The organism is Vibrio sp. Vb1554 (genome assembly GCF_033344235.1).
The window spans coordinates 37,154-59,065 of the sequence record NZ_JAWPOJ010000006.1 but is presented as its reverse complement, the minus strand read 5'-3'; the positions used below and the strand labels follow the sequence as shown (position 1 = coordinate 59,065).

Annotated in this window: 21 protein-coding genes; 8 read left to right on the top strand and 13 right to left on the bottom strand. The window is 45.6% G+C overall.

The window, feature by feature from the left end; genetic code table 11:
* Nucleotides 1-114 precede the first annotated feature (114 nt).
* Nucleotides 115-552: a DUF2383 domain-containing protein gene (locus tag R8N28_RS07175; protein ID WP_005379194.1), complete on the top strand. Its 438-nt coding sequence runs from the start codon at nt 115-117 to the stop codon at nt 550-552.
* A gap of 148 nt (nt 553-700) precedes the next feature.
* Nucleotides 701-1,099, top strand: coding sequence for a hypothetical protein (locus R8N28_RS07170; RefSeq protein WP_005379193.1), 399 nt, complete (start codon nt 701-703; stop codon nt 1,097-1,099).
* Between the two features lie 202 nt (nt 1,100-1,301).
* Here the strand turns inward: R8N28_RS07170 and R8N28_RS07165 are convergent, their stop codons facing one another.
* From R8N28_RS07165 to R8N28_RS07145, 5 genes are all read right to left on the bottom strand, one after another.
* Nucleotides 1,302-2,966, bottom strand: coding sequence for a diacylglycerol kinase family protein (locus tag R8N28_RS07165; protein ID WP_262635401.1), 1,665 nt, complete (start codon nt 2,964-2,966; stop codon nt 1,302-1,304).
* Between the two features lie 144 nt (nt 2,967-3,110).
* The gene (locus tag R8N28_RS07160; protein WP_005379185.1) at nt 3,111-3,542 is read right to left on the bottom strand and encodes a hemerythrin domain-containing protein; all 432 of its coding nucleotides are present in this window, start codon (nt 3,540-3,542) and stop codon (nt 3,111-3,113) included.
* 104 nt (nt 3,543-3,646) lie between these two features.
* Nucleotides 3,647-3,844, bottom strand: coding sequence for a hypothetical protein (locus tag R8N28_RS07155; protein ID WP_005394413.1), 198 nt, complete (start codon nt 3,842-3,844; stop codon nt 3,647-3,649).
* Between the two features lie 8 nt (nt 3,845-3,852).
* Nucleotides 3,853-4,029: a DUF1328 family protein gene (locus tag R8N28_RS07150; protein WP_005379177.1), complete on the bottom strand. Its 177-nt coding sequence runs from the start codon at nt 4,027-4,029 to the stop codon at nt 3,853-3,855.
* A 45-nt stretch (nt 4,030-4,074) separates the two neighbouring features.
* Complete coding sequence (locus R8N28_RS07145; protein ID WP_005379174.1) at nt 4,075-4,626, bottom strand: BON domain-containing protein; 552 nt, start codon at nt 4,624-4,626, stop codon at nt 4,075-4,077.
* A 435-nt stretch (nt 4,627-5,061) separates the two neighbouring features.
* On the opposite strand from R8N28_RS07145, the gene R8N28_RS07140 reads away from it, so the two are divergent.
* Nucleotides 5,062-6,405 (top strand): sigma-54 interaction domain-containing protein, encoded by a 1,344-nt coding sequence (locus R8N28_RS07140; protein WP_005382945.1) that lies wholly within the window; start codon nt 5,062-5,064, stop codon nt 6,403-6,405.
* A 93-nt stretch (nt 6,406-6,498) separates the two neighbouring features.
* Here R8N28_RS07140 and R8N28_RS07135 read toward each other — a convergent pair whose 3' ends face one another.
* The 3 genes from R8N28_RS07135 to ftnA form a co-directional block, all read right to left on the bottom strand.
* Nucleotides 6,499-7,692 carry an NAD(P)/FAD-dependent oxidoreductase gene (locus tag R8N28_RS07135; RefSeq protein ID WP_262635402.1) on the bottom strand — a complete coding sequence of 398 codons (1,194 nt, stop codon included), beginning with the start codon at nt 7,690-7,692 and terminating at the stop codon, nt 6,499-6,501.
* A gap of 180 nt (nt 7,693-7,872) precedes the next feature.
* Complete coding sequence (uspB, locus tag R8N28_RS07130; protein ID WP_005379169.1) at nt 7,873-8,196, bottom strand: universal stress protein UspB; 324 nt, start codon at nt 8,194-8,196, stop codon at nt 7,873-7,875.
* 91 nt (nt 8,197-8,287) lie between these two features.
* Complete coding sequence (ftnA, locus tag R8N28_RS07125) at nt 8,288-8,815, bottom strand: non-heme ferritin (RefSeq protein WP_005379167.1); 528 nt, start codon at nt 8,813-8,815, stop codon at nt 8,288-8,290.
* A gap of 282 nt (nt 8,816-9,097) precedes the next feature.
* Between ftnA and uspA the strand changes: the two genes are divergently transcribed.
* Nucleotides 9,098-9,523 (top strand): universal stress protein UspA, encoded by a 426-nt coding sequence (uspA, locus tag R8N28_RS07120; protein WP_005379165.1) that lies wholly within the window; start codon nt 9,098-9,100, stop codon nt 9,521-9,523.
* A gap of 64 nt (nt 9,524-9,587) precedes the next feature.
* Entirely contained in the window at nt 9,588-10,466 is an 879-nt protein-coding gene (locus R8N28_RS07115) for a carboxylate/amino acid/amine transporter (protein WP_065274996.1), read from the top strand.
* A 68-nt stretch (nt 10,467-10,534) separates the two neighbouring features.
* Here the strand turns inward: R8N28_RS07115 and R8N28_RS07110 are convergent, their stop codons facing one another.
* The 3 genes from R8N28_RS07110 to R8N28_RS07100 form a co-directional block, all read right to left on the bottom strand.
* Entirely contained in the window at nt 10,535-11,107 is a 573-nt protein-coding gene (locus tag R8N28_RS07110) for a hypothetical protein (protein WP_053349764.1), read from the bottom strand.
* A gap of 186 nt (nt 11,108-11,293) precedes the next feature.
* The gene (locus R8N28_RS07105) at nt 11,294-12,073 is read right to left on the bottom strand and encodes a class I SAM-dependent methyltransferase (RefSeq protein WP_033905881.1); all 780 of its coding nucleotides are present in this window, start codon (nt 12,071-12,073) and stop codon (nt 11,294-11,296) included.
* Nucleotides 12,074-12,162: 89 nt separating this feature from the next.
* Nucleotides 12,163-15,288: an EAL domain-containing protein gene (locus R8N28_RS07100; RefSeq protein WP_262635403.1), complete on the bottom strand. Its 3,126-nt coding sequence runs from the start codon at nt 15,286-15,288 to the stop codon at nt 12,163-12,165.
* 113 nt (nt 15,289-15,401) lie between these two features.
* Here R8N28_RS07100 and asnC point away from each other — a divergent pair, with 113 nt between their 5' ends.
* Entirely contained in the window at nt 15,402-15,866 is a 465-nt protein-coding gene (gene asnC / locus R8N28_RS07095; RefSeq protein WP_005389595.1) for a transcriptional regulator AsnC, read from the top strand.
* A 66-nt stretch (nt 15,867-15,932) separates the two neighbouring features.
* Here asnC and prlC read toward each other — a convergent pair whose 3' ends face one another.
* Nucleotides 15,933-17,975 (bottom strand): oligopeptidase A, encoded by a 2,043-nt coding sequence (gene prlC, locus R8N28_RS07090; RefSeq protein ID WP_017635033.1) that lies wholly within the window; start codon nt 17,973-17,975, stop codon nt 15,933-15,935.
* Nucleotides 17,976-18,374: 399 nt separating this feature from the next.
* Here prlC and R8N28_RS07085 point away from each other — a divergent pair, with 399 nt between their 5' ends.
* Nucleotides 18,375-19,214 (top strand): 23S rRNA (adenine(2030)-N(6))-methyltransferase RlmJ, encoded by an 840-nt coding sequence (locus R8N28_RS07085; protein ID WP_005379158.1) that lies wholly within the window; start codon nt 18,375-18,377, stop codon nt 19,212-19,214.
* Nucleotides 19,215-19,473: 259 nt separating this feature from the next.
* A complete protein-coding gene (gene gorA / locus R8N28_RS07080; RefSeq protein WP_262635404.1) occupies nt 19,474-20,829 on the top strand; it encodes a glutathione-disulfide reductase in 1,356 nt (451 codons plus the stop codon).
* A gap of 81 nt (nt 20,830-20,910) precedes the next feature.
* Here the strand turns inward: gorA and R8N28_RS07075 are convergent, their stop codons facing one another.
* On the bottom strand, nt 20,911-21,816 hold the full coding sequence (locus tag R8N28_RS07075; RefSeq protein WP_005379156.1) for a LysR family transcriptional regulator: 906 nt from the start codon (nt 21,814-21,816) through the stop codon (nt 20,911-20,913).
* Nucleotides 21,817-21,912 lie beyond the last annotated feature (96 nt).

Genomic DNA, 21,912 nt, shown 5'->3' with positions numbered 1-21,912 from the left:
CTGATTAATAAGACTTAAAGTTCATTGGCATACAACCTGCAACTGAAGACGAAACATCGTGTTTGTATTCCATACGCTCAAACACCCCTATCACCAGTAAATAAGGAGTGGCATATGAAAAATGAAAACATCGCCTCAATCATTGAGCTTATCGAAAGCGGAAATGAAATTTACAACAAGGCCATCGAGAACATCGACAACACTTCTTTGAATAATGTGTTGGTAGAACTGCTCAGAGTACGTGAGCGTGCAGTCATTGAGCTCACTCCCTACTCTCTAGCAAGTAACAATGAAGAATCTGCCGACGACACTCCGGTTTCCTACACCATCAAGGCGCGTGAGGTCTACAGCGACGTGATGAAGGAAGTGTCCTCTGACAAAGAGTCTATGTATTTAGAACAGCTTGAAGGTGTCGAAAGCAAGGTACTCAAAGAGATTGAGAATTTGATTACTTCCCACCCAGAGCAGGCGGATAACTCGGTTCTGCTGAAAGTTCGTAGCGATATAAAAAGCTGCAAAGAAAAACTCAGCAGCATCAGCCTTATTAGCTAAAACTTGGTGGTCGCCTTTGCAATAAAGCTCAGTATTGAGCAAAGAAATGGCCAACTTGCTTTGGCCATTTCTGACAAGCCCACAGGCGCATTAACATAACCATCACGAGAAATGCCCCACGACAATAGTCATAAATAAAGAGGTCACTATGACATTGGATAACAATCGAGTAAGGGAGCTACTCGTAAAAATGACACACCATCGCCAAACGTGTTTGCCTCTCGTTAACCCGCAATCACATATGACACTCGCAAGAGCGGCATATCGATTCGTGAAAATAGAAAAAGTGATGATCAAAAAGATGGCGAAGCTGTTCTTCGATCAAGACGGTGAACAATTCATTGCAGAAAATGCCACCGAATACGGCGTTGCCGAGTTAGGCAATTACAAAGAAATGCATTTTATGAATAAACTACTGTTAGATGATTTAAAAGCCCTGCTTAGAGCCATTGACGACACCAACTTAACCGCACTTGTTTCTTATTGGTTAGCTGCTTTACAAGTTGAAAACGATGAAATTGAAAAGCACTTACCTCAGGGTGAGTAATTGTACTCGCCCTTCTTTCTTTCACTTTGTTTAAACCACATCCCCAATCAACCTAGTAAAAGGTGCAGATAGAAAAAAGCCGCTGCATCTACGCAGCGACCTTAATAGCCTTTTTACGACGCACACCAAATCATCAAACAACACAGAAAAAGCGCCATGTAGAATACGAAGCAAATGGCGCGTTATCCGCGGATTATCTGTGTTAAAGCGAAGCTGATTTACGTCTCTGGCTTGGAACAAATACGTTCAATGACTTTGGACGCAGCTTGATTGCCAGTTGCTCATCAGAATACAGTTCACCATCAATCACATACTCAATCGGTTTATTCGCAGAAATAGTGACGCTCTGAGCCGTCGCGTATTGAAAATGTGTCGATTCTTCCTGTGCGCCTACGCTCGTTAATGTCAGATCCGACAATGCGATAAGACGTCCGCCTAAAGACTCGGTGTTATCTAAATATGTGATATGCAGCTTGCCATCATCAGGCTGCGGCGCATCACCACCTTGGGCAAGCAACGTACTAAATGGAGCGATATTCGCAACGACAAAACTATGGACGTCAAGCGTTTGTGTATTATTGTCGTGGTTTCCATCTCCAGTTGGAGCATCTAACGAAACGGTTAAAGCTTGCGTTTCTTCCGCCACTACAGCATTAAAAAAGCCGGTGAGGTAAGCGAGTTGTCCAAAAACATTTTTCTCTTCTCGCTGAGCGTGCTCGATCATTTTCTGTTCTAGCCCAATGCCTAAGACCAATAAAATAAGCCGCTGATTACATTCCGCAGTATCAATACGTTGGCAGTGTCCGCCAAGCAACGCTTCACACGCTTTTTCGACCGGTGAGAATTTTGCGCCAACGCCATAGAGCACATGACATAACGCATTGGCAGTTCCGAGCGGAACAATACCGAGTTTGAGGTCGGTATCCACCAATTGGCTCGCCACCTCTGTTACTGTGCCATCGCCACCAGCTACGATGATTTGCTTAGCTCCACTTTCTTTTGCCTGTTGTGTTAGCTGCTCGGCGCTGAGGTTTGTGGTGGTTTGATGAATACTCAAGCGATATTTTTTGGTTAGTTCACGAATCAAGTGCTGTTCGTTTTCCTCCCATTTGCCGCCACCTGCAACAGGGTTAACCACCATCCAAGTGGATTGATCCAGCCCCAGTACGCCTTTTTCACTGATCGCTCGTAACGTCCTAATCTGTAATTTATTCAATCTCGCGGTACTGCGTACGTCATTGATTTTTTTCATCACGGATTCAACCGTCAGTGACGGGTCTTTGCTCAGTAAATACGCCGCCACAACAAACACTGAACGACCACGCCCTAACGCACAATGCACAACCACTGCCCGCGAGCACGAGATTTGAGTATCAATCCAGTTAATCGCATGGCGAAGGCGCTCTAGCGTCGGGGCTTTGTGGTCGAGTACCGGAATCGAAAGGTAATGAAACTGCTTGTCGGTCATCGCACTTTCAAGGCCTGCAAATTCTGCGGTGACATCGACAATACAAGAGATTTCATTGGATTCGAGAAAATCTAAGTCACTCTGAAACAAACGGCGAGATAGGTATAAATTGTCGCTGACTTTTTGGATTGGAGGCACTGTATCACGCCGTCTTTCCCAGGCGTTATACGCTCTAGCCCCCAATAGAAATGGGATGAATGCCCAGCGAATCCACCTGACAATCTTGCCATCTTGGTTTTTTCTAAAAATAGAGGGAATGTCGAATACGTAGGCTACGCTGACCAACGCTAAAGAAAGAGATATCCACAAGAACAGCAAACTAACGATAATTTGAGGCGTATATATAGCGGCCAATAAACTGATCAGAGCGCCAAGAATATAATATTTGATGATAAACATTCGCTCTCCTTGCCTTCAGCGAGTGCACTTTTTAGTGGAAGTTAGAATACGCGGGGGATTGAGCTTGGATACATGAACTTGAGTAAACGCCTTGATTGAGTGCCTTCCCGTGCCGAAATGGCACGAAAAGGTCCAACACTCTACCTAGCTTGCCATCTCTTCAACATAACCATCCGCTAGTTTCATTTTCTGCTTATCGGTCATTACTTTGCCGGCTAACTGGAAGAAACGCTGTTCTTCTTCCTCAAGATGGTGCAACACTTTGTGACGCAAGGTTTTCATTAGGTTGAGCCACGCTGGCGAGCTCATATCGGTTGCATCAAGCTGTGCAATCACTTTATCAATTTCATGATGCTCTGCGATGCCATGGCGAGTGAGATCAATGGTCTTATCGCTATCTATTAAAGGCGCGTAGAAAAATCGCTCTTCTGCCGCTGCGTGCTGTTCGAGTTCCTCTTTAAGGTTGTGGTAAAACTCTTCACGAGCGGGGGAATCTCCAGACGTTTCCATCAGAGCATCGAGTAAAAGGCGCTGCTTTTCATGACTCTCTTTCAGTACATCAAATATGTTTTTCATCTTTGACTCCTTATCTGATTGTAAACAATTGGGACAAAAGGAAGGGCGGTGATTGACCGCCCCTCTCTTACATAGCTATGCGTAAAAAACCTAACCTGATTCGGCTAACAGTCTTGGTCTTCAGCGTTTAGATTTTCTTTAATGTTTTCACATTCATCTTCAATCGCATTTTGGGTTTCTTCGGCGGCTTCATCTATCTTTTTGCCGGCCTGTTCCATTGGCCCTTCTTCACTACAAGCTGCCAACGCAAACACCAAACCGAATACTGCGGCGATACGGTAAATAAATGACGTAAGTTGCATGGAATCTCCTATCTATTTACGTTTTTTCTTCCTAGCAGAACAATCACTATTGATACAATTAATGACAATAGGAATAGGTAAAATATCACTTGCGCGATAGAGGCAGCAGCTCCTGCAATACCAGTAAAGCCTAATAGTGCAGAAATTAGTGCCAGTGCCAGAAAAATAAACATCCAACGAACCATAGTGTTACCTCCTAATAAAAGTGGGTTAAATCACTCGGCTCGCTATTATTGAACCACTTCTAGCTTATCAATCACCTTATTTACGTCATTGGTGTTATTTGCAATTGAAATTGCAAGATCATGCTCCGCATCTGAATTAACTTTACCTGCCAACGTTACCGTTTTGCGTTCTGTCGTTACATCAATATCCGTACCACTCACATTGGTATCCATTAGTAGGCGCGTTTTAACTATAGTCGTGATTTTAGAATCGGTCAGTGTAGCTAAAGCTTCTGAATCAGTTTCTTTCTTGCCTTCATTCACTACTGACAATTCGTTGTTTACTTTTTTCACACCATCAAGACCAGTAACAAGCTCTTCGGCAAGTGATTTTTCAAGATCATTGTTTACCGAACCAGAAAGGGTAACGACCTGATTCTCAACATCGGTATTGATATCAAAAGAGTTGAGATTGCTGTTTAGCAGTAGTGTGGTTTCAGCTTTACCATCTAGCCAAGCGTCCATGGATTCTTTTTCCCATTTATCACTCGCTAAGACTGCTGTAGATGAAGTAGCAAGAACTGACGTAAGTACAATTTTAGCTGCGATGTTATTCATGGTAATTCTCCTTTATTGACGTTGCACTTCCCTAGGAGCAAACCATGTGCCAACTTTATAACTTATTGTTTTTAATTAACTAATAAAGAAAAGAGGTAAAAATGAGATGAGCAATAAAGTATAAGCATGAATTATTTACACGTAAAAAATGTAATTTTTAATCGGTGATAAGCCTCCGTCACTTGTGCCGAAATAACCTGATAAAACAGAAAGGCTATTTCTCCAGAATCAATTAATAGCAAAATTATTATTTAAAAAATAAAAATCTGAACAAAAGGAAATATCTACTGATGGCTCTCACCGATATATATCAAAAAGGGGCTAACAACATAAAAATACCGAACAAATCCTTAAATCTATGCTGACAATATTTTGTCTTGTGAAGTGAGAATAATCCACGTACATTGTTTCTGTCATAGTAAAGAGGACATTTCTATGTCGATGCCAAGCCTGTTTCTAAGAATACAAGATCCATCACTTAAAAATGCCATCGCTTCTTGCCAGGAACTGAACAAATTTCGTCTGCATGACATCGATGCCGCAGACCAATGGATTGAAGATTTCCTACAACTCAAACCGGAAGTTGCGATTGTTGAAGTCGCCCACTTTACTAGTGCAGATTATCAACGTCTTTCTAATATCGAAGACATCTACGATATGGACTTGATCATCATTAGCTCAGGCGCTCCAAACGAGAACTTGGATAAGCTGATGAACTTGGGTGCTATTTTTCACTACAGAAAGCCCGTTGATATTGCCATTCTGACGGACACCCTGAGCGAAGTCAGCCAGTACTATCAACACAAACAAGATCAAGGGCGTAAAGTGTCCACCAGCGATCTTGACCAATTTGGTCTTTTGGTCGGCTCTTCCTCTCCGATGCATCAGCTCTATCGTATGATCAGGCGCGTTGCTAAAACAGAAGCCAACGTCCTTATTGTCGGTGAAAGTGGATCAGGCAAAGAACTGGTGGCGCAGACCATCCACTTAGCGAGTGAGCGTAAACAACAGCCCTTTATAGCGATTAACTGTGGTGCCATTAGCCCTGAATTGGTTGATAGTGAACTGTTTGGCCATGAGAAAGGCGCTTTTACCGGAGCAAATAAAACTCACCAAGGTGTATTTAAGCAGGCAGAGGGCGGCACCCTATTTTTAGATGAAATCACCGAGATGCCTATCGAGCATCAAGTGAAGCTATTACGGGTGCTAGAAACCGGAGAGTATCGCCCAGTTGGCAGTAATACGGTTCATATCGCTAATACTCGCATCATTGCTGCTACAAACCGTGATCCTAAAATCGCCATTGAGGAGCAGTTCCTGCGTGAAGATCTGTTTTTCCGCTTATCGCATTTCCCATTAACGATACCGCCACTGCGAGAACGAGGCGGTGATATCGTCGGTCTGGCCAAGCACTTTATCGCGCACCGCAACGCCAATGAGGCAAAAACCAAAACGATTCTTGACTCTGCGATCCAAAAAATCGCTGCACACGACTGGCCAGGTAATGTCCGTGAGCTCAAACACACGATCGAGCGTGCATTTATTTTGGCTGATGACACCATCCGAGATGAACACCTTATCTTCGACACACCACCATTGGAAACAGGCACCAGCATCGAAGACCTTGTTCCGGCGGGCGTTTCGCTAGAAGAGCTAGAAAAAGCCGCCATTCTCAATACCCTTGAAGAGAATCAAGGCAATAAAACGGAATCAGCGCAGGAGTTAGGCATTAGCGTGAAAACGCTCTATAACAAACTCGAAAAGTATCAAGACGAGTAACTCGCTATGGGAATACAAAAAGAGCACTGACTTTTATTCAGTGCTCTTTTTGTATCTTATCTTTTATGCAGTTAGGCTGCGTTTGGTGTTTGATTAAACCCACTGCCCCGCAACAAAGCCGCTCGACCAGCACCACTGAAAATTGTAGCCCCCTAGCCAACCAGTCACATCCATCACCTCACCAATAAAATAAAGCCCTTTAATGTCTTTGCATTCCATGGTTTTCGAGGATAAGTGATCAGTATCGACACCGCCGAGTGTCACTTCCGCAGTTCGGTAGCCTTCAGTGCCATTCGGGGCGATATCCCAATGCTCTAGGCGCTCCACAATCGCCGCAAGCTCCTTTTGATTGAACTGTTTTAGCGGTTTATCGACTAGCTCTTTACGTTCAATTAAGACTTCAACCAGACGCTTAGGCAGCACTTTGGCAAGCGTATTCTTGAGTGACTGATTTGGATGCTTCTCACGACTGCGTTCTAATAACTCAGCAACATCATCGTTTGGCACAAGATTGATCAACACCTTTTGTCCGGCCCGCCAGAATGAAGAAATCTGTAACACTGCTGGACCAGATAAACCACGATGTGTGAACAACAGGGCTTCTTTGAACATGGTGCCATCTTCAGCCGTAATTTCCGCAGGTACCGCGATACCAGATAACTCAGCAAAGTCTTCTTTGTCTTCTTTATGCAGAGTAAATGGTACAAGACCTGCCGTGGTTGGGATAACTCGAAGACCAAATTGTTCCGCGACTTTATAACCAAATGGTGTCGCTCCCAGTTTTGGCATCGACAAGCCACCTGTTGCGATAACTAAAGACTCACATTCGACAATCTCAGTACCAGCATGCAAACGAAAGCCTTCATCAATTTTTTCAATCGAATGAACATCGCATTGGTAACGCTGCTCGATGTTCGGCATGTCACACTCAGCTAACAACATCTTCACGATATCTTTGGCCGTAAATGCATCGACACAAAACAACTGGCCGTGATCACGCTCTTCGAAATCAATGCCATGTTTACACACCATCGAGATGAAATCCCAGTTAGTGTATTGGGAGAGCGCCGACTTAACAAAGTGCGGGTTTTGACACAAATAGTGATTAGCTGAAACGTCGTAGTTAGTGAAGTTACAACGACCACCGCCCGAGATAAGGATTTTACGTCCTGGCTTTTTAGCATGATCGAGCACCAAAACACGGCGGCCTCGCTTGCCTGCTTCTGCAGCACACATTAAACCTGCTGCGCCTGCGCCAATTACAACAACATCAAATTTCTTACTCATCGGTAGCTCTTAGACTGATTGGTATCGAATCAAAATAAAAAAGGATGTGCACATTGCACATCCTTGCTTTCTAGGCGCGACATTCTACCGACAAATACCGAAAGGGAAAAGCGCTTAAACTCTAAGCGCTCTGTATGTACGTAAAATCTCAGACAGAACAACTATCTAGATCATCGACTCTTAGAGAATGAAGGCAGCAAGTAGCGTCACGCCGAGCAACGCAGTCGATAGAACAAACAATTCACGCACTCTTTCACACTTACCAGTAAAAATTTCATCGTGGTGATGATGATATTCTTTACTTTTAATGTAGTGATACAACCTCACCTGCTTGGTGACATTTCCATGAGTGGTAAAAAAACCATTACCATCAACTTGCTGATATAACAGCGGATGCGCTTCACGCATGATATAAATTAGAGAACGAAGAGCGGTGAGATACCGGACCATATTAACTCCAGTTACCACCATTAGCGCAAATAAGATTGTGTCTCCACTGATCATCTTTTCCTCCCTACATCTTCAACAATGCTCAAGAGAAAAAGACGACCAACACTTCGTCTTTACCCGCTACTTACAACGTCCCAAAACGCGTTTACGCAGCTGGAGCATCCATGATTGAAGATGAACCTTCTTTCGCCATTTGTGCTAGATCTTTGTCGATGAAGAACAACGCTTTACCGTCTTCACCTACCAGTTCGATCTTATCTAAAATCCCTTTAAACAACTTCTCTTCTTCGTGCTGTTCTGACACGTACCACTGTAGGAAGTTAAACGTTGAGTAGTCTTGGCTAGTAAATGCAACGTGCGCCAGTTTGTTGATTTTTTCCGTTATCATTTGCTCATGTTCAAATGTCTCGCGGAAAACGTCACCTAGGCTCGCAAAGTCATGCTTTGGCGCATCAATAGCGCCTAAGATTGGCATTGAGCCAGTTTCACTCACGTAAGTGAATAGGCGTTGCATGTGCTCCATTTCTTCTACGGCGTGAGCGCGTAAAAATTCAGCCGCACCTTCAAAACCTTTGTCTTCACACCAAGCACTCATTTGTAAGTATAGATTGGATGAGAAAAATTCTAGGTTAATTTGCTCATTCAATTGTTCGACCATAGTTTGAGACAGCATGTTAACTCCTATTATTGTGCATGCAATATACCCAAGTAACCTCGAAATAAGTGACGCTGCGAGAATAGCTTGGTCTGGCAGACACGGCGAAGTTTCACTTCAACTCTAGTCAGTAACACTACGCTTATTTCAGCATATCAAAGTCACTTGGGTATAACGCCACTATAACATGATTACTGAGACAAGACTTTGTACCTACGGCACCGATATGAGATCACTTCAGCAAATTTTTTTTGGGGTTGGTGCTAATCTAAAACTATGACCTTACAAGGAGATAGCAATATGAGTTACAAACACATACTTGTGGCAGTCGACCTTTCAGACGACAGTAAAGTGTTGATTAAGAAAGCCGTATCACTGGCTAAACCTCTGGATGCGAAAGTCTCTTTTATTCACATCGACGTGAACTACGCAGAACTCTACACCGGGCTTATCGATATCAATATGGCAGAAGCGCAACATCAAGCAATGGAAGCATCGCGCACACAATTGGCAAACTTCGCAGAATATGCGCAATACCCAATTGCCCATACTTTAGTCGGTAGTGGCGATTTGAGTAATGAGCTGTGCGATACTATTCAAGACTACAGTATCGATTTGGTGGTTTGTGGTCATCACCAAGATTTCTGGAGCAAGATTCTATCTTCGACTCGACAGCTGATTAACTGCTCACCAGTCGATATGCTGGTCGTACCGCTAAAAGACTGATTGGCGCAGCGATAAAACTTGGTTAGACTGCGGGCACATTTGTTGTTGATAAAGATTCTCATCCATGGCTTATCTATCCGCAGTTACCCTACTTTGGGCATTCTCATTTAGCCTGATCGGCGTTTACCTCGCCGGTCAGGTTGATTCTTGGTTCTCGGTGTTCATGCGCGTGGCACTGGCGAGCCTGGTTTTCATTCCCTTTTTGAAATTCCGTGGCGTTAGCAAACCCCTGATCGCGAAACTGATGACCGTCGGTGGCTTCCAGCTCGGCTTGATGTATTGCTTCTACTACCAATCTTTTTTGCTCCTATCCGTGCCAGAAGTATTGCTGTTCACCGTATTCACACCCATTTACGTCACGCTAATCTATGACTTCTTGAAAGGTCGCTTTTCACCTTGGTACTTAGTTACCGCTGCAATAGCCGTATTTGGTGCCGCTTGGATTAAATTTGCAGGCATTAATGAAGATTTCCTACTGGGCTTTTTGGTCGTACAAGGAGCAAACCTCTGCTTTGCCATCGGTCAGGTGGGCTACAAATATATCATGGAGAGTGAGCCCGTCGATTTGCCACAACACACCGTGTTTGGCTACTTCTACTTAGGTGCACTTTGTGTAGCAACCGTGGCTTTCGCGCTCATGGGTAACCTCGACAAACTACCAACCACTACAACGCAATGGGGCATTCTGACATACCTTGGGTTGATTGCTTCTGGTTTTGGTTACTTTGCTTGGAACAAAGGCGCGACTATGGTGAACGCAGGTGCACTGGCAGTAATGAACAATGCATTGGTTCCGGCGGGCTTGATTGTAAACATTGTGATTTGGAACCGCGATGTTGATGTCATGCGACTCGCCATTGGCGGTGCGATCATCATGCTATCCCTATGGATTAACGAAACCTGGGTGAAAAAGCGCGTAGAGATGAGTTACGCCAATAAGTAACGCAGCTAATCCTATAAACATTTCGACAATAAAAAACGCTCTCCGACTGGAGAGCGTTTTTTGTTTGATTAATGCACTTTGGCTTGTGAGATTGCGTTCATCAAAGCATTAGGTGGCGTTGGCAGCAGCACTTCTAGTTTCGCATTGCGCGCTTCAAGCTTGCGCTGACGCTTAAGTAACTTTTGTTGTTTTTTCGCCACTTTTAGCAACTTCTTTTGCTGCTTATAGTGCTTTTTCAGTGCTTTTTTCGCTTTCTTGAGCGATTTTTTATCCGCTAAATCAAACCATACTGGTGCGTCGGCTCTTACTGGCTCCGGAGATTTTTCGGCTTGTTTTTTCTCTTTCACACGCTCAACAACACGCTTCACAATCGCGGCTTTTTCGTTGCTTTGTTTAGTGGTCACTGGAATCGCTTGTGATGGCAGAGCTTCAACCAATAAGCCACATGCTTGTTGCTCACTCAATGGCTTGTCTTGGCATTTTTGTGGAGGAATTGCGGCTGGCTTACAAAGGGTATCTTTGGCCGATGAAGAGCGTGCGCAAGAACGACAAACGAATTTTGGTGCGACAACTAAACGATGGATATCACCAAGTTCTGCCGCGATCTGTTTGCGACTCATTTTACATAAACGTTTAGCCATTCTACTACTCCAGCTTCCCAGTTATCGACCGCATCACAACAAGTGAAATAATAATAATTCTTAGTTAGATATACAGTCAGGGAAGGGAATTAGCAAGAGAAAACTATCAATAGAGACGAGGAAAGAGAGGCTGAGTCACAGCACGACACACCGTACTGTGACAAGAAAAGTTGAGCCGTCAGGAAGTTATGCCATCGATGCTTTAACATAGACATCGAAGCGATTTTTTTTCGTTTCAATCGCCATGGTCGGTTTTTTCTCGTTCAGCCAGTTAGCATAATCTGGGCGTTTAACTACTACACGCTTTGTGGCTAACGCCATGGCTGGTTCTAGTAAGCCATCGGCGTCCAAATCGGCGCCAACCAACGATTGGAAAACGCGCATTTCTTTTTTTACGAGCGCCGACTTCTTTTTATTTTCTGGGTGCGGATACATCGGGTCAAGATACACCACATCTGGCTGGACAAAGTCTTTATCTTGCGCCAATTGTTCCAGCGCATCATGGCTAGAAGCATGGATTAGCGACATGCGCTCAGATACCCAGGTGCCGATTTCTGGGTCTTGTTTCGCTCGATCCAAGCCATCATCTAACAAAGCCGCTACGACTGGATGACGCTCGACCATCTGCACTTTACAACCTAGCGAGGCGAGCACAAACGCATCACGACCAAGACCTGCCGTGCCGTCTAACACGGTTGGCGTTACCCCTTTGTTCAACCCCGCAGCTTTCGCAATTGCTTGGCCTTTACCACCACCGAACTTGCGACGATGACCTACCGCACCACCAATCAAATCCACAAAGATTGCACCCAGCTTTGGCTCATCCACTTTACGTAGCTCCAAACGCTCGGTGGTTAGCACCAAAGCAAAATCGCTATCGTCAGTGTGAGAAAGCTGCCAACGCGCAGCGAGTTCATCAAGATGAGATTGTTGAGACGGGTTTTCACAGATCAATTGCAGTTGCAAAAGGAGGCTCCAATAAAAATCGAGGTAACTGGCGCTGAGTGTATACCTAAGTTACCTATTAATGCTAGGTTGAGCTTGCTACGCAGAGGTTATACAACCGTCAGTTGCTCCACTAGCTCAGAAAGCGGCTTAGGATGACCAATACCGTAGCCTTGACCGTAGTCCACACCGAGGTCTATCAAATGCTGCATAACCTGGTCATTTTCGACAAACTCCGCCACCGTCACTTTACCTAGTTGCTTCGCCAAGTCATTGATTGAACGAACCATCACGCGGTCCATTTCATTTACGTTGATATCTTGCACGAAAAGACCATCAATTTTCACGATATCGACAGGAAGTTTCTTTAAGTAGCCAAATGAAGACAATCCAGATCCGAAATCATCCAATGCAATCATACAACCCAAAGCCTTTAGCTTGGTAAACAGCTCAATGGCTTGATCCAGATTGCTCATCGCCGCTGTCTCGGTGATTTCTAAGCAGATTTTTTCACACGGCAGAGTCGAACTTTCCAATCGCTCCAATAAGAAGTCTATAAACTCTTGATTCCCCATAGATTGACCTGAAAGGTTTATCGAACAGCGACCAAGCTGTTCAACCACCTCAGGACGCTGTTCAAACCACTCTAGTGTTTGAGTAATAACCTGCTTATCAATCCAATGGGCAATGTTGTAACGCTCGGAAGCAGGGATAAACAGCGCAGGAGAAACATAATCACCGTACCCATTGCGAATACGCACCAAAATCTCAAAATACATTTGAGTCTCGTGCTTTTGTAAGCTTTTTATCGGTTGAGCAAACAGTTCTAAACGTTGATTCGACAATGCCTCATGCACCAAATTGACGCTCTGCATTTCCATCTGACGACGCTGCAACTCTTCGTTATCTAAGCTGAATAGATTATAGCGGTTACGGCCTTGCTCTTTAGCGGCGTGACAAGCAGAGTCTGCTTGAGCGTGCACCATTTGTGGCGTATCAGCGGTATGATCGATGATACGGATACCAATTGAGCAACTGATGAACAGGCGTGTGTCTTCCCAAATAAAGAGGTGTTCGCTTAGTGTCGAGATGATCAGTTTGGCAATATTGATGGCGCCATATTCGTCACAGTCTTTGAGTAACACCGCAAACTCATCGCCTCCCATTCGAGCCAAGATGGAATTGTACGGCAGAACGCCTTCCAGCATACTGGCGCAGAATTGAATCGCCGCATCACCTGCATCATGCCCAACCGTATCATTGAGGACTTTTAGTTGATCTAAGTCGAGGTACAACATGGCGTGGACTCGACGATGGCTGTCCACTTCGCACAGTGCGGTCTTAAGCTCTAGTTCAAAATGGTTTCTGTTGTAAGTCCCCGTCAGTAAGTCATAGCGAGCTTGGTATTCCAATTTCTCGGAAAGCAGTTTGGTTTCGGTAATATCTTCGCCCACAATCAGTAGTTGCTCAGATTCACTCAGCGGACGAATATTCTCGCGCACCCAAACACGATGACCATTTGCATGACGATACTCGACTTCACGTCGCCAAACACCATGCACTTGCTGGTTGGGTTGCAATAACACTTGGCGAGGGAACAGCACTTTGTCATCAAAATAGAACTCCCTCAGGCGATGTCCGAGCATGTCCATCGGTTTGTAGCCAAGAAGTAGTTGAGCAAATCGATTCACTTCTTGAATTCGGTTATTACTATCAAGCGTCACCATCATCACGGGCTGCTGCTCATAATAGTTGCGTAGGGTTGACTCACGTTGGTAGAGCTTGTCCTCCATCAATTTACGACTGGTAATATCGCGCGCTTCAAACAAGTATTGCTTATGATTCCCTACTTGCTGAGAAAAAGGCTTGAGCGAAACTTCTAATACCAAGGCGCCGTGTTCTTTACTCCAAATTTCAGCTTCAAACGTCGACACTTGATGGTGAGGCGCGTGGAAATACTCCTCAAGCAACGCTTGTGCTTTTTCACTCCAGTTGGGGTGAAACCAAAGTGGTCGGTCTAAGCGCAGTCCTTGGTGATAAAGTAAGGATTGAAGGTGATCGTTGCCCGATTTAAGCACACCGTTGGCATCCAAAATGCCCATATACTGCATGCTCTGATCGAAAATCGATTCTAGAATAGCCTGGCTTTCTCGCGCAGCGCTCTCACTTCGACGCATCCGCTGTAAATAATAACCCATCAGCAAAATGACCACCGACATCACCACAAACAGGCTACCAAACAGGCGAATTTCCTTGGCAAAACGTTCAGAAAGCTTCATTGGCTTATTAAAAAATACCGCAGAAACCTCTTGTTCAGCCCCCAATCCCCAACGCGCTACCGCTTGGTAATCGAGCTTTATTTCAGAATCACTTTTTTTCACCGCAGGCAGAGGCTGATCAGGGTTATCCAAAACGAACTCAAGCATCTCTGCGCTCTCAATACCATGCCGATAACCACTTTGAATAACCCCTCCAACTGCGCCATGACCCAAACCAATGTCATGCACCATAAACAGCGGCGCGTTTGAGACTTTGTTGACACCAACCCAGTCACGCTCGCTGCCAACCATACCTTGTTTATCTCGGTAATAGGTCCAGAACAAGACGACTTTATCGGAACTCAGTTTTGCGACTTGTTGTTTTAGAACGATGATGCTGTCTGGGACAAGTTGTACGATTTTGTCTCGATATTGCGGGAACTTGAGGACAAAATTGTCGATTTGATAACGCAACACCTCACCGGTCACCGAGTGGTCACTGACGATGAGAACTTGTGTGTAGTTCGGATGTAAGCGCTCAATAAGAGCGAGATTCGCTTCCAAATCGACATCTTCCATGACTCCGGTTGCATTCAGAGAACGATGTAAAGAAGGATGGTAGTTATTAATGCCGTTAAATATAACTGGGGTGTCTTTGATGATTGGGGCTAAACGCTGCATGAGTTCAAGCGCATTGTTATCGCTCACTAAAATGGCATCGAATCGCTCTTTGCGTAATTTCGTAAGATATAAGGATTTTAGTTGTGCAAAAAACTGCTCACTCTGGTTACGTTTCGAGTCTAGATAGAGCACACGCATGTCCAGCGCTCGATCGCCCAGCTGTTGCTCGATGCCTCGCTGTATGGAGTCCGTCCAGAAAAAAACCTGATGATAGGAGTGCACGACCAACACCTTCGGATCTGAGGCCGTAGCAAACGCGCTCCAACATAGCGCGGCAATAACCAGAAAACGCTGCACATTATCTCCATAGCTCGGAGTTAACCCGCAGTTACTCCTGCCAAACCTTGTGAATCCTATCCGCTATGAGTATAAAAGGGAGGTAAAACTCTATCCCTAACGGAAATCATAGTATGAATGCGAGCCTGCCGAAACTCGACGACCTTGACCGCGCAATATTAAAAACACTGATGGCTGACGCCAGAACGCCCTACGCAGAAATGGCAAAGCAGTTCGATGTCAGCCCTGCCACTATCCATGTGCGTATCGAGAAGATGAAGTCGGCTGACATCATCGAAGGAACGGAGGTGATCATCAATACCAAAAAGCTTGGCTACGATGTGTGCTGCTTTATTGGTATTAACCTCAATGCAGCTCGTGATTACCACTCCGCGTTAGAAAAACTCAACGCGCTCGACGAAGTCGTTGAAGCTTACTACACCACGGGCGCGTATAACATATTCGTCAAATTGATGTGCAAATCGATTGAAGAGCTGCAATTTGTACTGATCGACAAGCTGCAAGCCATTGATGAGGTTCAGTCCACGGAGACATTGATATCGTTGCAGAACCCGATCAACCGCAACGTAAATCCGTAAAATTTTTTATAAAAAATGTACAAAAAAGGCCAACCGTTCGGTTGGCCTTGATATTTTTTGCTCAATTTACGCCGCAATACCCGAATGGCGCAACAGTGCGTCGATTTGTGGCTCGCGGCCACGGAAGCGCTTAAACAGCTCCATTGGCTCTTCACTGCCCCCCATTTCTAGAATGTTGTTCAGGAAGCTTAGGCCCGTCTCTTTGTTGAAGATGCCTTCTTCTTCAAAGCGAGAATACGCGTCTGACGACAGCACTTCAGCCCATAGGTAGCTGTAGTAACCCGCACTGTAGCCACCAGCAAAAATATGGCCGAAGCTGTGTGAGAAACGCGCCCACTCAACCGCAGGAACTACCGCGACTTTCTCTTTCACTTTTGCCAGAGTTTCCAGTACACGCGCACCCACTTCTGGGTCATATTCGGTGTGAAGCGTGAAATCGAACAAGCCGAATTCTAGCTGACGCAAAATACCCATCGCAGATTGGAAGTTTTTCGCTGCGAGCATTTTGTCTAGCATCGCTTTAGGTAGCGGCTCACCTGTCTCATAGTGACCAGAAATGAACGCCAGCGCATCCTCTTCCCAACACCAGTTTTCTAGGAACTGACTTGGTAGCTCAACCGCATCCCAAGGCACGCCATTAATACCTGAAACAGCACCTGTATCAACTTGCGTCAACATGTGGTGGATTCCATGACCAAACTCATGGAATAGCGTCACGACTTCATCGTGCGTGAACAGTGCTGGTTTGTCGCCCACTGGACGGTTGAAGTTACACGTTAGATACGCAACCGGCGTTTGCAGCTCGCCAGATAGCGTAACGCGACGACCACGACAATCATCCATCCACGCGCCGCCACGTTTGTGTTCACGAGCGTAGAGATCTAGGTAGAAACTGCCACGGAGTGTGCCTTCAGCATCAAAGATATCGAAAAAGCGCACGGACTCATGCCAAGTGTCTACGCCTTCGCGCTCAGTAACGGTCATGCCAAACACGCGGTTTAGCACTTCAAACAGACCGCTCACGACTTTTGACTCTGGGAAGTATGGGCGCAGTTCTTCATCCGAAATTTGGAACAGGTGCTGCTTTTGTTTCTCGCTGTAGTAAGCGATATCCCAAACGTTCAGCTCTTCAACACCAAACTCACTTTTCGCAAACTGACGTAACTCTTCGACTTCACGTTCACCTTGCGGTTTCGCTCGTGTCGCTAGGTCATTCAGGAAGCCCAGCACTTGATCCGGCGTTTCAGCCATCTTTGTTGCTAACGACTTTTCACTATAAGTATTGAAACCTAGCATACGTGAAATTTCATGGCGCAGTTTTAGCTGCTCAGTAATGATTTCTGAGTTATCCCATTTGCCTGCGTTTGGACCTCGATCAGAAGCGCGCGTCACGTACGCTTCGTACACTTCTTTACGCAACTCTTGGTTATCGCAGTACGTCATGACAGGTAGGTAAGATGGGATATCTAGCGTAATGAGGTAACCATCTAACTCTTTTGCTTCTGCGGCAGCTTTCGCTGCTGCCAGCGCCGATTCTGGCATACCTGCTAGGTCTTTCTCGTCTGTGATGTGCTTGGTCCAACCCATGGTGGCATCCAGCACATTGTTAGAGAATTTAGAGCTCAGCTCAGACATACGTTTGCTGATCTCGCCGTAACGGTGCTGCTCATCGGATGGCAAACCAATGCCTGATAACTCGAAATCACGCAGTGCATCAGTGATGGTTTTCTGCTGGGCACGAGTTAACGTTGCAAATTCTTCGCTCGCTTTGATGGTTTTGTACGCTTCGTACAACCCTTTGTGCTGACCAACCCAAGTGCCGTACTCTGACAAAATTGGTAGGCAACTTTCGTAAGCTTCACGTAGCTCTTCGCTGTTCACTACCGAGTTCATGTGACCCACTGGCGACCAGATGCGGCTTAAGCGATCATCCGCTTCTTCAATTGGCGCAATCACACTGTCCCAAGTTGGGTGAGCGTTGTCTTGTAGAACTTCATCGATTTTTGCTCGGCAGTCAGCAATCGCTTGCTCAACGGCAGGCTTGATGTGTTCTGGTTTAATTTGAGAAAACGGAGGTAGGTCCGTAAACGTCAGAAGAGGATTAGACATGAATAATTCCTTTTGTGTTTTGACTCTGTGATTGCCTGTCTATTTTGTGTAGATAGGCCAACTCAATGTACAGACGAGCCAGCAACATGGATTGGGGGAGCTCCGTTCCCTTTCTCTATGCCGCGATGACCATCTTATAGTCAACCAGCGCTACTCTGTCCTTGAGTCTTGTTATACCTAAATGAGATTTCACACCCTTTTGAGTGCGAGAAACTCACCTAGTTCAATTCGATTACCAATAGTAAGTGTGGGTGACTTAAAGAAATTTCAATAGCGTCCCCTTATCAGAGGAACAGATTTGATTGGAAGTTCTACATCTTTAAGTTACTTGAGTATAATACCGCCATAGAGTGAAAATCACAGACCACACTCAGCCAAAGAGTGTTTCGAGAGTTTAATTTGTTAAGTTACCGCCACAGCTTCCACGCTGGCAACCATGCCGACGTGGTCAAACACATCGTTCAAAGCCTCATTCTTGATGCGCTGAAACAAAAAGATAAGCCATTCGTTTATCACGATACCCACTCGGGTGTGGGCCGTTACGATCTGACTCACGAATGGTCTGAAAAAACGGGCGAATACAAACAAGGCATCGCACGTATTTGGGATAACCCAAGCATTCCTGAAGACATCAAAAGCTACATCGATGCCATTAAAGTGCTCAACAATGGCGAGAAGCTGCGTTACTACCCAGGCTCACCACGTGTAGCGCGCGCGCAAATCCGCCCACAAGATCGTATGGTGCTGACCGAGTTGCACCCGGCCGATCACCCATTGTTAGAGCAAGAATTCCATCGTGATCGCCAAGTGAGCATCTTCAAAGAAGACGGATTCCAACGCCTCAAAGCAAGCTTACCGCCACAAGAGCGTCGTGGTTTGGTGCTGATTGACCCACCATACGAACTCGCGAAAGAGTACCGCGATGTGGTGCGAGCGATTCATCAGAGCCATAAACGTTGGGCAACCGGTATCTACGCGATTTGGTACCCAGTGGTAAACCGCCACGACATCGAAGATATGATCGAAGGCTTGGAAGCACTGGGCATTCGTAAAATTCTGCAAATCGAGTTAGGTGTTGCACCAGATACCAACGAGCGCGGCATGACGGCATCCGGCATGATTGTGATTAACCCGCCATGGAAACTGGAAAGCCAGATGAAAGAGATTCTGCCATTCCTGCAAGACGCGATCGCACCAGCAACTGGCCACTGGAAAGTGGACTGGATTGTGCCAGAGTAAGCACTTCAGTACTGCTATCTTCAAGCGCAACGATATTCTCGTTGCGCTTTTTTATGCTCTCACCTTCTCCCTCCAATCGTGCTTATTCTTCTTTTTGTGCCTCTCATCGCTATTTGTCATAAGTATTGTCGCTTTTTCCCATTTAGGAATTAGTCGAATTCGATTTATGATAGTGGGATAACGGTGGCATTGAGTTCGGACAAGGTCATCCCAATCTATCTATGTACCAGATAAAATTTATAAGCTCTTGGAGAAAGTAATGGCGACTCATTTTGACTATATCTGTATCGGTGGCGGCAGTGGCGGCATCGCATCTGCAAACCGTGCGGCGATGTACGGCGCGAAAGTTGCGCTAATCGAAGCTCAAGACCTTGGCGGTACCTGTGTCAACGTAGGTTGTGTACCGAAAAAAGTGATGTGGCATGGCGCGCAAATCGCAGAAGCAATGAACCTGTACGCAGAAGATTACGGTTTTGATGTCGACGTGAAAGGTTTCAACTGGAGCAAACTAGTTGAGAGCCGTCAGGCGTACATTGGTCGTATTCACCAATCTTACGATCGCGTTCTTGGCAACAACAAAGTAAACGTGACTAAAGGCTTTGCTAAGTTTGTTGACGAAAAAACTGTCGAAGTAAACGGTGAACACTACACAGCAGATCACATCCTGATCGCGGTTGGTGGTCGTCCTACTATTCCAAACATTCCAGGCGCTGAATACGGCATCGATTCAAACGGCTTCTTCGACCTAGCAGAGCAACCAAAACGCGTTGCGGTTGTGGGCGCAGGCTACATCGCAGTTGAAATTGCTGGCGTACTGCACGCGCTAGGTACAGAAACGCACCTGTTCGTACGTAAAGAGTCACCACTGCGTAGCTTCGATCCAATGATCATCGATACGTTGGTTGAAGTGATGGACGCAGAAGGTCCAAAACTGCACACCCACTCTGTACCAAAAGAAGTGGTAAAAGAAGCCGATGGCAGCCTAACTCTGCACCTAGAAAACGGTGAAAGCCAAAACGTTGACCAACTGATTTGGGCAATCGGTCGTCACCCTGCGACAGACGCAATCAACCTAGCGTCAACCGGTGTGGCAACGAACGAAAAAGGCTACATCAAGGTAGACGAATACCAAGAAACCAACGTGAAAGGCATCTACTGTGTGGGTGACATCATGGAAGGCGGTATCGAGCTAACGCCAGTAGCAGTGAAAGCGGGTCGTCAACTTTCTGAGCGTTTGTTCAACAACAAACCAAACGCGAAGATGGACTACGATTTGGTACCAACTGTGGTATTTAGCCACCCACCAATCGGCACTATCGGTCTTACAACGCAAGAAGCAGAAGAGAAGTACGGCAAAGACAACATCAAAGTCTACACATCTGGCTTTACTGCGATGTACACCGCTGTTACTAAGCACCGTCAACCATGTAAGATGAAGCTTGTATGTGCGGGCGAAGAAGAAACGGTTGTTGGCCTACACGGCATCGGTTTCACGGTAGATGAAATGATCCAAGGCTTCGGCGTAGCAATGAAGATGGGCGCAACCAAAGCAGACTTCGACTCTGTTGTGGCTATCCACCCAACGGGCTCTGAAGAGTTCGTAACGATGCGTTAATTACGCTCTAATCGCATTGCTGATTTCAGTGAATCATTTGAAAAGGTCATCTTAGGATGACCTTTTTTTGTTATCCCATGCTTAACTCGCATTCTCTAATAATGTGCGAATAAACTCGGCTTTAATAGCACTCTCTTGCTTACCATCATGAATCAGACACAAGTCTGCACGCAGTGACTCTTTCAGCTTGATAAAACGAATCCCATGCCAATGATGCTGAGAAAACGTCGACGGAACCAACGTCACGGTATTGCTGTTTGCTACATATGCCATCAAGGTGCTTGGCTCCACCACTTGTTTGCCAATATGGGGTGAAAAGCCTTCTTGCAGACAGGCATTGATGATGAAGTTTGCCGAGGCAGAATTCGCCAAACTCATAAACGCAAACTCACACGTCTTTAAATCTTGGAGCCGCAGCAAAGATTTGCTGGCTAACTCATGTTGCTCCGACACCGCCACCACAAACACATCTTTGCCCAAAGATACCGACTGATACGGATAAATGTTGAGTGCATCAGCAAAACGCACAATGCCCACATCGATTTTCTTCTCGCTCAGATGCTTCTTTTGCGTCTCTGGGTTAAGGTCAAAAATGTCGGCGTGATAAGTGTCATGCTCAGCATGGAAGCGCTGTAACAGACGATCAAATCCGCCCCAAAATGCGCTACTTACCACACCAACTCGCAGGATATTTCTCTGGTTCAACCCCACTTGCTGCACTTGATTGAGCGAGACATCCAAGGTCTGAAAAATCAGTTGGCATTTGGACTCCAACAATCGCCCGGCCTCCGTCAGCATGACATTTCTTGAATCGCGCTCAAACAGTTTGACGTTAAGCACCTCTTCCAACTCTTTGATGCGATTGCTCAACGGCGAATTGGTGATATTGAGATTCTCAGCCGCCTTAGTGAAATGCTTGGTTTGTGCGACCTCGTAAAAGTAACGCAGCATCTTCAGCGTCACGCGCTCAAATGGTTCTGACTTCATGCATTGAGTCCTAGCGAATTTCATCATCCTCTTTTTAAGGATGATAGTAGCGAATAAAGCAAAGATAACCAGCGCAGAAAGTCACACAATGGAATC